10 protein-coding genes are annotated in these 15,554 nt (G+C 64.4%); 7 read left to right on the top strand and 3 right to left on the bottom strand.

Going from position 1 to position 15,554, the window contains the following annotated elements; translation table 11 throughout:
* Together CLI93_RS15545 and CLI93_RS14820 are read right to left on the bottom strand one after the other, a co-directional pair.
* Positions 1-2,029 (bottom strand): calcium-binding protein (locus CLI93_RS15545; RefSeq protein ID WP_143326992.1); only part of this gene is annotated, 2,029 nt, incomplete at its 3' end.
* Between the two features lie 16 nt (positions 2,030-2,045).
* Complete coding sequence (locus tag CLI93_RS14820) at positions 2,046-2,897, bottom strand: hypothetical protein (protein ID WP_143326482.1); 852 nt, start codon at positions 2,895-2,897, stop codon at positions 2,046-2,048.
* Between the two features lie 445 nt (positions 2,898-3,342).
* Between CLI93_RS14820 and uvrA the strand changes: the two genes are divergently transcribed.
* The 7 genes from uvrA to CLI93_RS06965 all read left to right on the top strand — a co-directional run bounded on the left by uvrA (position 3,343) and on the right by CLI93_RS06965 (position 12,387).
* Complete coding sequence (gene uvrA / locus CLI93_RS06995) at positions 3,343-6,534, top strand: excinuclease ABC subunit UvrA (protein ID WP_095543667.1); 3,192 nt, start codon at positions 3,343-3,345, stop codon at positions 6,532-6,534.
* The gene (locus tag CLI93_RS06990) at positions 6,531-7,157 is read left to right on the top strand and encodes a class I SAM-dependent DNA methyltransferase (RefSeq protein ID WP_095543668.1); all 627 of its coding nucleotides are present in this window, start codon (positions 6,531-6,533) and stop codon (positions 7,155-7,157) included. The genes uvrA and CLI93_RS06990 overlap by 4 nt, the downstream gene beginning before the upstream one ends.
* Positions 7,158-7,280: 123 nt before the next feature.
* Positions 7,281-8,057 (top strand): transporter substrate-binding domain-containing protein, encoded by a 777-nt coding sequence (locus CLI93_RS06985; protein ID WP_095543669.1) that lies wholly within the window; start codon positions 7,281-7,283, stop codon positions 8,055-8,057.
* A 44-nt stretch (positions 8,058-8,101) separates the two neighbouring features.
* Positions 8,102-8,848 carry an ABC transporter permease gene (locus CLI93_RS06980; protein WP_095543670.1) on the top strand — a complete coding sequence of 249 codons (747 nt, stop codon included), beginning with the start codon at positions 8,102-8,104 and terminating at the stop codon, positions 8,846-8,848.
* Positions 8,841-9,644 carry an ABC transporter permease gene (locus CLI93_RS06975; protein ID WP_095551511.1) on the top strand — a complete coding sequence of 268 codons (804 nt, stop codon included), beginning with the start codon at positions 8,841-8,843 and terminating at the stop codon, positions 9,642-9,644. The genes CLI93_RS06980 and CLI93_RS06975 overlap by 8 nt, the downstream gene beginning before the upstream one ends.
* A gap of 48 nt (positions 9,645-9,692) precedes the next feature.
* Positions 9,693-11,789, top strand: coding sequence for an oxidoreductase (locus tag CLI93_RS06970; protein ID WP_095995994.1), 2,097 nt, complete (start codon positions 9,693-9,695; stop codon positions 11,787-11,789).
* Positions 11,790-11,889: 100 nt separating this feature from the next.
* Positions 11,890-12,387, top strand: coding sequence for an FKBP-type peptidyl-prolyl cis-trans isomerase (locus CLI93_RS06965; RefSeq protein WP_095995995.1), 498 nt, complete (start codon positions 11,890-11,892; stop codon positions 12,385-12,387).
* A gap of 125 nt (positions 12,388-12,512) precedes the next feature.
* Here the strand turns inward: CLI93_RS06965 and CLI93_RS06960 are convergent, their stop codons facing one another.
* Positions 12,513-15,284, bottom strand: coding sequence for an IPTL-CTERM sorting domain-containing protein (locus tag CLI93_RS06960; RefSeq protein ID WP_172425535.1), 2,772 nt, complete (start codon positions 15,282-15,284; stop codon positions 12,513-12,515).
* Between the last annotated feature and the right edge of the window lie 270 nt (positions 15,285-15,554).

The following is a 15,554-nucleotide window of genomic DNA, read 5'->3' as shown; positions in this document are numbered from 1 at the left end:
TGTCGTGGCTCTCGCCCAGGCTGATGTGGTCTGAAAAGGCGCTGCCGTTGACATAGTCCCGCTTGTCGCCAGTGCTGATCTGCACTGGCCGGTCTGCCGCCTCAAATGTGTCGTAGTAACGGTCTCCACCCAGCGTCACCACATGGCGCTCGGGCTCGCCCAGCTCGTCGCTCAGCTGCAGCCCCAGGCCCTGGCCCTTCCAATCGAGCACATGGGCCAGTTGCCGCCACTGCGTGCCATCGAGCCGGTACACCCCCAGCGTGTGTCGCCCGGCTGCGCCTGCCTGCCCCCCTGGCCCTTGCGATTGGGTGTGCACACCGCTTGGCGACACGTCGATACGGGTGCGGCCATCGGCGCTGTAATAGCTCGTGCTCTGGCTGTGATGGCGCTTGTAAACACCCGAAATTGCGCTGCCATCCACTTCCAGGTGCCCATCGCCATCGACGTCCACTATCGTGTCCACGCCCGAGTCTTGGCTGCTGAGCACGTAGGTGTCGTGGCCTTGGCCGCCTTCAAGATGGTCGCTGCCGCTGCCGCCTTGCAAGGTGTCAGCGCCCCCTTCGCCGTAGAGGTGATCCTCGAAATCGCCGCCCTTGAGGGTGCTCGCGCCTTGATTGTTTTCCTCGCCGCCGAAGATGACGTAGCGCGCGGTATCGATGCCTGGCACCCGGGTGTTGATCTCCTCATTGCTGGGCAGATCGACGAACACCACATCACGCTCGCGCCTGGCGGCGTCGTTGGTGCCGCCATTCCTGCTCGATTGCGCGGCCAGAAAGCGCGCGCGGTCCTTCAGCCAGCCCTGGGTCAGGGTGCCCTGACCGGTGGCCGCGTCGTACAGATCCAGCTGCCCCCCATCGTTGAGCGCGTGGTAATCTGCACCGAGGATCACAAAAGGATTGCCACGCAAAATTGCGTAACGATAGGCTAGGCCTTTATCGGAGTCGGTCATGGCCGTTGAGATCGTGCCCTCCAGATCCGACCCTTGAGAGTTCAGATTGAATACATCAAATTTGCCCTGCGTCCTTTCGTCTGTCAGCATTTGCATGCTCATTTCAAACAAATTACCTTCCCCTGGCTCAGTCTTGTGGACCAGCCTATAAATGTCATCAAGAAAGCCTTTTGCATGTTGCTCGTTGCCAATCCGATGGGTAATGCGTGTAATTTCATCCAGAAAAGCATCCCCCGCTGTTGCAGACACCGCCTGCCTCGCTAACGATGTCAAAGCCATCCCAACGAAGTAGGCTGGCTCCATGGGCTTATCCACCCTATCAAATAGTTTGCCTATGTTTTGGACGATCTCAATCGTGGCTTCCGATTGATTTGACACAGTTGCCAAATCATGGATAAATTGCGGGGTCAGTGCACCCGCCTCGGCTCTTTCATATATTGGGAAAAAACCAGACAGCACCGGCGGTAGGTTGTTAAGCCACTCCTTTGCCATGGCTCTATGCTCTGGCTTCACAACATCATCTGATCCATATGCATAACCAAACATGTCCAACATGATAAGCGCATTGATGGCTGTCGCATCCAAGCCATCTCCGCCCGTCGATCGAATCACTTCCCAGAATTTCTCGAGAGCAGCCTCACCGTTTATTTCCTCATATATCTTGAAAGGCACATGCAAGGTCCAGTTATTAATGGATAAGCCATTCTTCAAAAAAACATCTTCATGGAAACGCCAGACCTCTACTGCATTGACATCTCTGTCCACCAAACCTTCCTGATTCATTGATGCAATGTTTTCCAGTGATTTCAAATATGCCTTCGCCATGCCGATTTTTATACTCGAGACAGCAGCAGCAGAAAGATTGCGACAATCAGTCCCATTCCCACCCATCATCGCGCTATTATGCATGTAATCTAGCGCACTGATTCCCGCCAGAGTTTCACCATTAGCCACCCCCTTCGCCCAAGCAGCATAGCTATACCCCCTGTCTACAAGACTACTATAAAAGTCCCCTATCCTACCAGCATCAATCAAAGACTGAAGCCGAGCAAGCTCTTGCAAATCTATCTTTTTTACCATCTCACTTCCTTCAAAATCAATTTAAAACATAGAAATCAGAAATTATGCTTTGGACTCTATCCTTGATTCGCCTCCAGTCTTTCAAATGCACCTTATGATACCTAACCTCAACAGCCGTCGCTGATGATGGCATATACAAGTGATGCCGACAATAGGAAAGCCTTGTATTGCTATTGAAGCACTCCACAACATCGGAAATCCCTTCGCCCGCCTCCATCTTGTAATAATAATTTTTATTATCCATATATGAAAAATCATCACTAAGATCCTGCTCCGGGAAACACCACTCCAAATTAAACACCCGACTCGGACTTTTCTTGTAATGAAATTTTTTTTCAGCCAACCCCGTAAAACAAGGAGAAGAAAGGCGCTTCATCTTGCGATGACGATCTGGATAATGGCTTCCTGAAAATACATAAATTGTTGCCCCATCCTCGAATTCCCCAATCTTCATCCTATCGCCCTGCCCACTGACCAGATATTCAAAATTGGTTCGCAATATGAATCCATTGATGATGTGCTCCTGTGTTTTTGGATTCTTGGCATCGTCGTAGGACAATAAAAAAGCCCATCTCTTAGGCACTTCCACGGTGACCCCGCCTAGGTCGCCACGGTAGTTCACTCCTTTCTGGGACAGCTTGATGGACACGGAGTGATTTTCCTCACCGAATGGCGTACTTTCTTTCAGGATTTTTTGCAAATCCCGTATTTCCTTCATGACCTGGCTTTGGTTGACTGCGACCGGCCTTTGCTGGCCTGACAGGGCTTTTCTGGCGCGATCGACTGCGCCCAGCAAGGCGATGACAATGCCTACGCCAAGAATGACGGCAATTGCAATGCGCCTACGGTTTCCAAAGATGTAATGCATGCTGCTCAGGTTTCGGGATAAGATTTTTGATCACGACGAAGGACAGGCATGAGGCCCTTGTGTTGAGGGTCGCCTCTTGTGCGATTCACTGGCAGGAAATACCACCATGCTGCGATTCGTTACGCTTTATAGCCCACCGCTGCAAGCAGGTACAGCGGGTTAATGTCAAACATTGTCAAAGCGCAATGCAGAATGCATTAATCGCCACACAATTGGCTTGAATTGGCGCACCAAGCGGGCGCACTGCGCCATTTCGCCGCCCTACCTGCGCACCGGCATATTCACTGGCAAGCTCCAGACTCGCTAGGTTGGAAAACTATAGGAAGGGGCTGAATCGCAGCGCCTTTTCTGCTGGCTATAGCCGCCCGCGCCCAACGCCCTGCCCTGGGCGGCCAGCCGCAGCTTGCTATGATCGCGGGTTGCATTTTTCTTGCCCCTGGCCTGGATGAAGCCCACTCGCCCCGATCCCTCCCCCGCTGCGGCTGCTGTACCTGCTGCGGCGCACGATGACGGCCATGCGGCCAGCGCCGCGCAGGGCGCCTACCTGGGCCAGCGGCTTGGCGCGGGGGTCATCAGCATTCGTGGTGCGCGCACGCACAATCTGAAGAACATCGACCTGGACATTGCGCGCCATCAGCTGGTGGTGATCACCGGCATGTCCGGCTCCGGCAAGTCCTCGCTGGCCTTTGACACCTTGTATGCCGAGGGCCAGCGGCGCTATGTGGAGAGCCTCTCGGCCTATGCGCGCCAGTTCCTGGGCCGGCTGGACAAGCCGGACGTGGATTTGATCGAAGGCCTCTCGCCAGCCATCAGCATCGAGCAAAAGGCCACCAGCCACAACCCGCGCTCCACCGTCGGCACGGTCACCGAGATCAACGACTATCTGCGCCTGCTGTACGCCCGCGCGGGCACGCCGCATTGCCCGGAGCACGGCGTGGCGCTGGCCTCGCAGACCATCAGCCAGATGGTCGATGGCGTGCTGGCCCTGCCCGAGGGCACGCGGCTGATGATCCTGGCGCCGGTGGCGCGCGGCCGCAAGGGCGAGTTCAGCGATTTGTTCGAGGCCATGCAGGCGCGCGGCTATGTGCGCTTTCGCGTCGATGGGCAGGTCGTCACCGACGAGGAGCTGCCCGAGCTGAAGAAAAACGACCGCCACGACATCGACGTGGTGGTCGATCGCCTGAAGGTGCGCCCGGATATGCGCCAGCGCCTGGCCGAGAGCTTCGAGGCCGCGCTGGCCCTGGGCGGAGCCAACGCCAGCGGCCGCGTCATCGCGCTGGAGATGGACAGCGGCGCAGAGCACGGCTTCAGCGCCAAGTTCGCCTGCCCGCAGTGCGACTACACCCTGGCCGAGCTGGAGCCGAGGCTGTTTTCCTTCAACTCGCCCATGGGCGCCTGCCCGGCCTGCGATGGCCTGGGCCAGCAGGAGCTGTTTGACCCGGCGCGCATCGTCGCCTTCCCGACGCTGAGCTTGGGCGCGGGCGCCATCAAGGGCTGGGACAGGCGCAACGGCTACTACTTCGGCCTGCTCAAGAGCCTGGGCGCGCATTACGGCTTCGATGCCGACAACACGCCGTTCGAGCAGCTGCCACAGCGCCTGCGCGAGATCGTGCTGTACGGCTCGGGCCAGGAGGAGATCGAGTTCACCCACATCGCCGAGAGTGGCCCTGGCAAGGGCAAGCCGGTGCTGCGCCGCCACCCCTTCGAAGGCGTGCTGCGCAACATCGAGCGGCGCTGGCGCGAGACCGATTCGACCGTGGTGCGTGATGAGCTGGCCAAATACCGCACCACGCAGCTGTGCGCGCAATGCGGCGGCGCGCGGCTGCGGCGCGAGGCGCTGCACGTGATGCTGGGCGAGGGCGCGCAAGCGCGCCCCATCCACCACATCGGGCGCGACACCCTGGCCGATGCGCAGCAATGGTTTGAGCAATTGCAACTGCAGGGCGCCAAGGCCGAGATTGCCGCCAAGGTGGTGCGCGAGATTGCGCTGCGGCTGCGCTTTCTCAACGACGTGGGCCTGAACTACCTGAGCCTGGAGCGCAGTGCCGACACGCTCAGCGGCGGCGAGGCCCAACGCATTCGCCTGGCCAGCCAGATCGGCTCGGGCCTGACGGGCGTGATGTACGTGCTCGACGAGCCCAGCATTGGCCTGCACCAGCGCGACAACGACCGGCTGATCGCCACGCTGCAGCACCTGCGCGACATCGGCAACAGCGTCATCGTGGTCGAGCACGACGAGGACATGATGCGCGCGGCCGATCAGATCATCGACCTGGGGCCGGGCGCCGGCGTGCACGGCGGCCAGGTCGTGGCCCAGGGCCGCTTCGAGGAGATCGCCGCACACCCCCACTCGCTGACCGGCCAATACCTCAGCGGGCGGCTGCGCATCGAAGTGCCGGCGCAGCGCACGCCGCCCCGCCCCCTTGATGCAGCCAGCCAGGCCGCGGCCGCCAGCGCCCCGGCGGGGGATGCGGCCCAGGGCTTCCCCCGCGCGCGGGCGCGCCAGCAGGGCCAGGGCGATGCGCCGGCCCTGGCGGGCGCGCCGACCGGCTGCGATGGGGCCAACGCCAACGCAGCCACAAACGCCAACGCGAATGCCAGCGCCTGGCAGGCGCTGCGCATCGTCGGTGCGTGCGGCAACAACCTGCGCCAGGTCTCGGTGGATTTCCCCATCGGCCTGCTGACCTGCGTCACCGGCGTCTCCGGCTCGGGCAAGAGCACGCTGGTCAACGACACGCTGCACGCCGCCGTGGCCCAGCGCCTGCACCGCGCCCACACCGAACCGGCTGCGCACGAGGATCTGCTGGGCCTGGAGCTGCTGGACAAGGTCATCAACGTCGATCAGGCACCCATTGGCCGCACGCCGCGCAGCAACCCAGCCACCTACACCGGGCTGATGACGCCGGTGCGCGAGCTGTTGGCCGAGGTGCCCACCGCCAAGGAGCGCGGCTACGGCCCGGGGCGCTTTTCCTTCAACGTGGCCGGCGGGCGCTGCGAGGCCTGCCAGGGCGATGGCGTGGTGAAGGTGGAGATGCACTTCCTGCCCGACGTGTACGTGCCCTGCGACGTCTGCCACGGCCGGCGCTACAACCGCGAAACCCTGGAGGTGCTCTGGAAGGGCCGCAACATCGCCGACATCCTGGACATGACGGTCGAGGACGCGCTGGCCTTCTTCCAGGACGTGCCAGCCATCGCGCGCAAGCTGCAGACGCTGATGGACGTGGGCCTGTCCTACATCCGCCTGGGCCAGAGCGCTACCACGCTCTCGGGCGGCGAGGCCCAGCGCGTCAAGCTGGCGCTGGAGCTGTCCAAGCGCGACACCGGCCGCACGCTCTACATCCTGGACGAGCCCACCACCGGGCTGCACTTTGCCGACATCGCGCTGCTGGTCAAGGTGCTGCAGCAGCTGCGCGATGCGGGCAACACCATTGTGGTCATCGAGCACAACCTGGACGTCATCAAGACCGCCGACTGGATCATCGACATGGGCCCGGAGGGCGGCAAGGGTGGCGGCCAGGTCGTGGCCACCGGCACGCCCGAGCAAATCGCCGCCAACCCGGCCAGCCACACCGGGCGCTACCTGCAGCGCTATCTGCGTCCCGGCCCAGCATCCCCACACCGCACAGGCACCGCATGAACGAGCCACACCGCCAGCCCGGCAACAGCAGCCACTTCGACGCCAGCGCGCGTGATTGGGATCAACGCCCCATGTCCCAGCAGCTGGCCACCGTTGCGCAGCGCCTGCTGCAGCAAGTGCCCTTTGCGCCGCACGAGCGGGTGCTGGACTTCGGCGCCGGCACCGGCCTGCTGGCCACGGCGATTGCGCCGCACGTGGCGCAGGTCACCGCTGTGGACCATTCGACCAACATGCTGGCCGTGCTGCGTGAAAAAAATGTGAGCAACATCGACACCGTGCAGCAAGCCGGCCTGCAGGGCCTGCCGGCCGGCCACTACGACGCCATCGTCAGCTGCATGGCCTTGCACCACGTGCCCGACACCGCCGCGCTGCTGCAGGGCTGCGCCCAGGCGCTGCGGCCTGGCGGGCGCATCGCGCTGGTGGACCTGTACGCCGAGGACGGCAGCTTCCACGGCGACAACGCCGCCAAGGGCGTGTACCACCTGGGCTTCGATCCCCAGGCCCTGCAGGCCCTGACCCGGCAGGCCGGTTTCGAGCAGGTGCAGCTTGAAGAAATCCACCGCCTGACACACCGTAACGGGCGTGACTACCCGCTGTTTCTACTGACTGCCCGCCGCAGTTGAAACTGGCTACACTGCGCCAGACGCGCGCGGGCCCCAACGTCAGAACCTGTGCAAAGAAGAACCTGCCGCATGGCAGGCGTGCGGCCTGCGCACCGACCCACGCACGACGAGGAGGAAACACCGATGAAGCCCTTGCTGACCTCGCTGGCCTGCGCCCTGGCCTTTGCCCTGCCCGGCGCCGCCGCGGCCAAGACCCTGAAAGTGGCCGTGGCCGCCGAGCCCTACCCGCCGATGTACTACCCCTCGCCCTCGGGCCAGTGGCAAGGCTTCGAGGTCGATCTGGCCCAGGCCGTGTGCAAGGCCGCCAAGCTCGATTGCGAAGTGACGGCCGTGGCCTGGGACGGGCTGATCCCCTCGCTCAACGGCGGCCACATCGACATGGTCATGGCCTCGATGTCCATCACCGAGGAGCGCCGCAAGCAGATCGACTTCTCCAACAAGTACTACGACGTGCCGCCGCTGATCGTCTCGGCCAAGGAGGCGCCGGTGGACAAGAGCCCGGCCAGCTTCAAAGGCAAGACCATCGGCGTGCAGGTGGCCACCATCCATGCCGCCTACGCGCAAAAGCACTTCGCGCCCGCTGGCGCCACCGTCAAGGTCTATCAGAACCAGGACGAGGCCAACAGCGACCTGGTCTCCGGCCGAGTGGACGCCACCATGGGCGACACCGACGCCATGCAAACCTTCCTCAAGAGCGACGGCGGCAAGGCCTGCTGCGAGGCGCGCGGCAACCCCGAGCCCGACCCCGGCGTGCTCGGCCAGGGCGTGGGCATTGGCCTGCGCAAGGGCCAGGATGCGCTGCGCGAGCAGCTCAACGCCGCCATCCAGTCGCTGCGCGACAGCGGCGAATACCAGCGCATCGCGCAGAAATACTTCAGCTACGACGTCTACGGACAGTGAGCCAGCAAGCCCATGAGCCACCTGTAGCCACCTGGCGCACGGCGATGGATTTTCTCTCTGCGCTCCTGCCCGGCGTTGACTGGCAGCTGCTGGCCTATGCCCCGCCCGGCTGGGGCAAGGTGCTGCTGCAGGGCCTGCTCAATTCGCTCATCGTCGCCGGCGGCGGCTATGCGCTGGGCCTGCTGCTGGGCGTGGGCGGGGCCATGGCCAAGCTGCGCGGCGGGCCGGTGGCGCGCGATCTGGCCGAGGCGTACACCACCATCGTGCGCGGCATGCCCGAGCTGATCCTCATCCTGATCCTCTACTACCTGGGCACCGATCTGCTCAACCGCATGCTGGCGCTGATGGGCGTGGGGCGCGTGCAGGCCAGCGGCCTGGTCGCCGGCATTGCCGTCATTGCCATTGTGCAGGGCGCCTACGCCACCGAGGTCATCCGCGGCGCCATTCAGGCCATCGCGCCCGGCGAGCACGACGCCGCGCAGGCCTTTGGCATGAGTGCGCGCCAGGCGCTGTGGCGCATTACCTTGCCGGGCATGCTGCCCTTTGCCATCCCCGGCCTGGCCAATCTGTGGCTGATCGCCACCAAGGACACGGCCCTGCTGGCCGTGGCCGGCTTCACCGAGCTGACCCTGGCCACGCGCCAGGCCGCCGGCACGACCAAGGCCTACCTGCTGTTCTTCTGCGCCGCCGGGCTGCTCTACCTGGCCATCACCTTGCTGTCCAACCAGCTCTTTGCCGCGCTGGAGCGCCGCGCGCGCCGCGGCCAGCGCCCGGAGGCCGCACGTGGTTGAACACACGGCACACAGCGCCCAGCGCCAGGCCGCCGCCTTCTGGCAACCGCATCGGCGCGTGCTGGCCGCCCTGGCCTTGCTGGCGTTGGCGACCATTGCCTGGCAAGGCCAATGGGCCTGGGTGCCGCAGTACGCCCGGGCGCTGCTGGCCGGCGTGGGCGTGAGCCTGGCCATGCTGGTCGGCAGCGTGGTGCTGGGCTTTGCCCTGGCGCTGCCGCTGGGCATTGCCCAGGCGGCCGGCCCCTGGTGGCTGCGCCTGCCCGCGCGCAGCTTTTGCACCGTGATCCGCGGCACGCCGCTGCTGCTGCAGCTGTGGCTGGTTTATTACGGCCTGGGCTCGCTGTTTCCGCTCATCCCGGAAATCCGCAGCTCGGCGCTGTGGCCCTATCTGCGCCAGGCCTGGCCCTATGGGCTGTTTGCACTGACCGTCTCCTTCGCCGCCTACGTGGGTGAGGTCATGCGCGGCGCCTTTGTCGGCGTGCCCCGGGGCGAGCTGGAGGCCGGCTGGGCCTGCGGCATGACGCGCTGGCAGGTCTGGCGCCGCATCTGGCTGCCGCGCGCCATCCAGCGCAGCCTGCCCACGCTGGCCGGCGAGACCGTGCTGCAGCTCAAGTCCACCCCGCTGGTGGCCACCATCACCGTGGTCGATGCCTATGGCGTCATCAACATGGTGCGCCAGAACACGCTGCTGACCTACGAGCCCCTGCTGCTGCTGGCGGGCATTTACCTGCTGCTCACGCTGGTGCTGGTATTGCTGCTGCGGCGCCTGGAGCGCAGGCTGCAGCCCGTGGCCTGAGGCATCCCCAGAATATCAAGAACACACCCACAGCGCACCACTTGCCCCATGCGAGACCCCCGCTACGACATTCTTTTCGAGCCTGTACGCATCGGCCCCGTCACCACCCGCAACCGCTTCTACCAGGTGCCGCATTGCAGCGGCATGGGGCACCGCTACCCTGCGGCCGAGCAACGCCTGCGCCAGATCAAGGCCGAGGGCGGCTGGGGCGTTGTGAGCACGCAGGAGACCGAGATCCACCCCTCCTCGGACATCTCCCCCTCCAACCAGCAGCGCCTGTGGGACGAACGCGACATCGGCCGCCTGCAGGCGCTGACCGAGGCCATCCACGCCCACGGCAGCCTGGCGGCCATCCAACTGGCGCACAACGGCATCCACACCGCCAACCGCCTCAGTCGCATCGCCCCCTACGGCCCGGCCGACATGCTGGTGGACACCGAAGACCCGGTGCAGGCGCGCGCCATGGACAAGAGCGACATCCGCGCCTTCCGCCAATGGCACCGCGACGCCGCGCTGCGCGCCAAGCGCGCCGGCTTCGACATCGTCTACGTCTATGCCGGGCACGACATGACGCTGCTGCAGCACTTCTTGCTCAAGCGCTACAACCAGCGCAGCGACGAATACGGCGGCAGTTTCGAAAATCGCCTGCGCCTGTTCCGCGAAGTGCTGGCCGACACCCGCGAGGCCGTGGGCGACACCTGCGCCGTGGCCGTGCGCTTTGCCGTCGAGGAACTGCTGGGCCAGGACGGCCTGACCCACGATGGCGAAGGCCGCGACGTCATCGCCGCGCTGGCCGACGAGCCCGACCTGTGGGACGTCAACCTCTCCAACTGGGCCAACGACAGTCAAACCGCGCGCTTTGCGCAAGAAGGCTTTCAAGAGCCCTACATCGCCTTCGTCAAATCCCTCACGCGCAAGCCCGTGGTCGGCGTGGGCCGCTATACCTCGCCCGATGCCATGGTGCGCGCCATCCGCAGCGGCATCTTCGACCTGGTGGGCGCAGCCCGCCCCTCCATTGCCGACCCCTTCCTGCCGCAAAAAATCGAGCAAGGCCGCATCGACGAGATCCGCGAATGCATCGGCTGCAACATTTGCACTGCAGGTGACAACACCGTCGTGCCCATGCGCTGCACGCAAAACCCCACCATCGGCGAAGAAGCGCGCAAAGGCTGGCACCCGGAAATCATCGCCCCGCTGCCGCGCCCGGCCTCGGTGCTCATCGTCGGCGGCGGCCCCGCCGGGCTGGAGGCCGCGCGCGCCCTGGCGCAGCGCGGCGCCGAAGTCACCATCGCCGATGCCGCGCGGCAATGGGGCGGGCGCGTCAGCCTGGAGGCGCGCCTGCCGGGCCTGGCCACCTGGGCGCGCGTGCGCGACTGGCGCCTGGGCCAGCTGCGCCAGGCCAGCAACGTGCAGATGTACCTGGACAGCCCGCTGAGCGCGCAGGACGTGCTCGCCTTTGGCATGGCCCACGTCGCCATCGCCACCGGCGCGCACTGGCGCTGCGACGGCGTGGGCCGCGTGCATCGCCAGCCCCTGCCCTTTCTGGGCGGCGCCAACGCCGCGCGCGTAGTAGGCGTCGATGCCCTGCTCGAACAGGGCGCGGCCGCCGTGCATGCCGCCCTGGCCGCCAACCACGCCCAGGGCGCGCCAGCCCAAGGCCCCGTGGTCGTGTTCGACGACGACCGCTACTACATGGCCAGCGTGCTGGCCGAGCTGCTGGCGCGCGCCGGGCTGCAGGTGCACTTCGTCACCCCCGCGCCCATCGTCGCGCCCTGGAGCGAACACACGCTGGAGCAGCCGCGCATCCACCGCCGCCTGCTGGAGCTGGGCGTGCACATCACCTTGCTGCACCAGCTGGCCGGCTGGCAGGGCGATCGGCTCGAACTGGCCTGCGTCTACAGCGGCCGCCTGCAACCCATCGCCTGCGCCTGCCTGGTGCCCGTCACCGCCCGCCTGCCCAACCACGGCCTGTGGCAGGCCCTGCAAGCGGCCAGCCACAGCTGGGCCGAGCATGGCATTGCCAGCGTCGAGCGCATCGGCGACTGCCTGGCCCCCGGCATCATCGCCGCCGCCAACTACGCCGGCCATGCCTATGCCCGGCAGCTGCAGCAAACGCCAGCGCCCGACTGCGAGGCTTACCGCTGAACCTGCCCGCCCTCGTTGAACGGGCAGCGGGGCAGCGCCACAATCAATGGCCCGACAATCGATCCTTCTGTCTTTCCAACCCTTTCAACCCACCAGCACCATGACGAACCCAACCAATACCCCCCGCGTCGAAGCCAACACCGTGGTCACCATCCGCTACCGCATCGACGACGCCAAAGGCCGCCCCATGCAGACCAAGGCCGAGGAAGTCGCCTATCTGCACGGCGGCTACGACAACTTGCTGCCCAAGATCGAGGCCGCCCTGCAAGGCCAGAGCGTAGGCCATGCCACCACCATCGACCTGCCGCCTGACGACGGCTTTGGCCAGCGCGACGAAAGCCTGGTGCTCACCATCGACAAATCCGAACTGCCGCCAGGCACCAAAGTCGGCGGCCAAGTCCAGCGCCCCGGCCCCGATGGCGCGCCACAGCTGCTGCGCGTGGCAAAGATCAAGGGCCAGCAGGTGCAGCTCGACGGCAACCACCCGCTGGCCGGCCAGCACGTGCGTTTCGTGGTGCGCATTCTGGCCATCCGCCCCGCCACGCCAGAGGAAATTCAGCACCGCCATGCACACGGCGCGCACGGCCATCAGCACTGAACTTCTCCAGGGCCTGCCAACGCAGGCATGAAAAAAACCCGCCGGCAAAATCCGGCGGGTTTTTTTCATGTCTGGACGGAGCCGCGCCACCAAGGGCGCGGCCGCCGATCAGGCTTGCATCGCCATCACTGGCGCTGGCGGCGGCGCAGGCCAAACACACCCAGCAGTGCGCTCAGGCCCAGCAGCGACCAGAGGTTGAGTGCCGGCACAGGCACAGTCGAAGGCAACACAATGGCCTGCACATTCAAGCGCACCGAGGCACGCACGCAGGGGGCAGTGCCGCCCGGGCCAGCGCACATCTGGTACTCGAAGTCCACCGTGCCTGTGAAACCTTGCACCGGCGTGAAGGTGAAGGTGCCATCGTTGTTGAAGACCAGTGCGCCCTGGGTTGCAGGGTCAGGCACGGGCGTGCCGGGCACCAGCGAGAACACAGCGCCGGCCGGAACAACATCATTGCCTTTGACATCGCCCTGGATGGGCTGCCCCGGAGCCACCGTGAACTCGTCGGGCTGGGCGACAGGGGCGCTTGACACCTTGATGGTCACGGTCGTGTCTGCACTGCAATGCGTGCCCGCCTCGTTGCAGACCTTGTAGCTGAAGGTGGCATCACCGACGAAGTCCTGATCCGGCTTGAAGCTGAAAGTGCCATCCGGGTTGACGGTGGCCGTGCCGTTCGTGGCGCTGCCGGGCACCAGCGAGAACTTGGCGTTGTTCGGCTTATCGTCGTTGGCGCCCAGGTTGCGCGATGCATCGGCGGGCAGCTCGGCGTTCGGCGCCGTGCTGTAGCTGTCGGCAGTGGCCTTGGGATTGACCTTGATGGTCACCGTGGCCTGCGCACAGGGCGCTGTGCCGCCAGGGCCAGAGCACACTTCGTAGATGAAGCTGGCATCGCCAGAGAAGCCTGCCGCTGGCGTGAAGGTGTAGGTGCCATCGGCATTGACCGTAGCCGTGCCCTGCGCCGCGTTCGGGGCGGTCTTGAGCTTGTAGGTCGCGCCCGCCGGCACCGTATCGTTGGCCTTCAAGTCGCCGTTGGCTGGCTGACCCACCGTGGTTGTGGCACTGTCGTCCGCCACTTGTGGTGCTGCAGCGCCAACTTTCACCGTCACAGTCGTGTCTGCGCTGCAATGCGTGCCTGCCTCGTTGCAGACCTTGTAGCTGAAGGTGGCATCACCGACGAAACCCTGCGCAGGCGTAAAGCTGAATGTGCCATCCGGCTCGACCGTAGCCGTGCCGTTCGTGGCGCTGCCGGGCACCAGCGAGAACTTGGCGTTGTTCGGCTTGTCGTCGTTGGCGCCCAGGTTGCGCGATGCATCGGCGGGCAGCGCGGTATTCAGCGTCGTGCTGTAGCTGTCGGCAGTGGCCTTGGGATTGACCTTGACGGTCACCGTGGCCTCGGCGCAGGGTGCCGTGCCGCCAGGGCCGGTGCACACCTCGTAGGTGAAGCTGGCATCGCCAGAGAAGCCTGCCGCCGGCGTGAAGGTGTAAGCGCCATCGGCATTGACCGTGGCCGTGCCCTGCGCCGCGTTCGGGGCGGTCTTGAGCTTGTAGGTCGCACCTGCTGGCGCCGTATCGTTGGCCTTCAGGTCGCCATTGGCTGGCTGGCCCACTGTGGTCGTGGCTTCGTCCGGCTGTGCATTGGGGCCCACGATGACGGTAGCCAAGGCCGTCTTGCAGTTGGCCGGGTTGGTGGCTGGCTGATTGCAGACCTGGTAGGTGAAGCTGGCCTCGCCAACAAAATCGGCCGCAGGCTCAAAGCGGAAGCTGCCATCGGCATTGACGGTGGCCGTGCCACCGGTTGCCTGGCCCTGCAGCGAGTACACGGCCCCAGGCATGATGCCCAAGTCGTTGGCGCCCAGGGCATTGGGGGCGTCTGCGGCCACGTTCAGGGCTTGCCCGTGAGGCGTGCTGTAGCTGTCGGGCGTGGCCTCCAGCTGCGCCTGGCGCACCGTCAGGTTGCGGATTTCGTGGTGGTTGATGGCCCCGCCAGTGCTGGAGCTGAAGCCCATTTTGAAGGTGGCTGGCAAAGCAGCCATGCCATCGACGGGATCGCCATTGGCTTGGGTCAGCGGCAGTTGGTCGACAATGGTCTGCCCTTCGAGGATGACCGTCAGCTTGACCTCTGGGGCTGGCGTGATGACGATGCGTACATTTTTGGCGTCAGCGCGGCTGCCCGTGAAGATCGTCGTATCGGGCGGCGGCATCGTCGGCATCTTGTTGTGCAGCAGCTTGAAGCCGGTGCTCTTGTTCTGCACATCGCCAGGCGCAAAGCCCAGCAGGTGCCCGGAGCCGCGCACCGCAACCCGATGCTGAAGACGATCGCATGCCGTCACATTCGGCCCCAACGCACAAACCCCGAATGTGGGATGGGAGAAGTTGCCGTATTCGTCAAAGCCAATGCCGACGTAACCGCTTTTGACCCCGGCCCCGTAATTTCCCCAGGAATAGCCCAGGCTGCCGCCGCGAGCGCCAACCACCGGGTCAGCCTCTGCGCCGTCGATCAGGTAGAAGGTGAAGCCGTCCCCGCCACGGCCACTGTTCGTGCCCCAGGTGGCGTACTGAAAGCTCACATCCACGCCTTTGCTGGAGCTGAATGCTTGTTTGTACAACGCCGTTCCTGCTTGTGCCGCAGCCGCCTTGGTCAGGCGCAACCAGCCTTCGCCGGGCGCATCCATGCCGCCAGATGCGGCCGTCAGCACGGCAGGATCAGACGCAGTGCCTCCAACAGGCCCCAGCAGACTCCAGTCGGGCGCTGTTGCATTGCGAAAGGTTTCATCAATGCTCAGCGGCGGAGTTTGTGCCTGCACGGCGCCCGCCACGCCCAGCAAGGCCAGGGCAGCGCCCCAGTGCCAGTGCATGGGCCGCTGCCCTGTAGGTTCTGATGTCTCGGCAAAAGGCATGGCTGCTCTCCTCATAAAAATGCAAGTTGCAAACAGATGGCACTGCACGTTGTGCAGTGCCTTAGAGCCTGTTCAAAATCTCGGCGCGAGTGGGCAAGAAGCGGTTTGGGGTGGGCTGCAAGGCGCAAAACGCAGCCATAGCTGGGGCTATGGCGAGGCTTTGCGGGCGCAGCAGAGCGCCCAAATCCGCTCTCTTGACCGCCGTGCAAAGATTTTGAACAGGCTCTTAGATACGTTCGGACACCGATTGTATTTTTAGAATTGCAATTC

It is taken from the genome of Vandammella animalimorsus (genome assembly GCF_002288875.1).
Taxonomy (GTDB): domain Bacteria; phylum Pseudomonadota; class Gammaproteobacteria; order Burkholderiales; family Burkholderiaceae_C; genus Lampropedia; species Lampropedia animalimorsus.
Note: the sequence above shows the minus strand (reverse complement) of the source record. Positions and strands in the feature narration are given on the sequence as shown.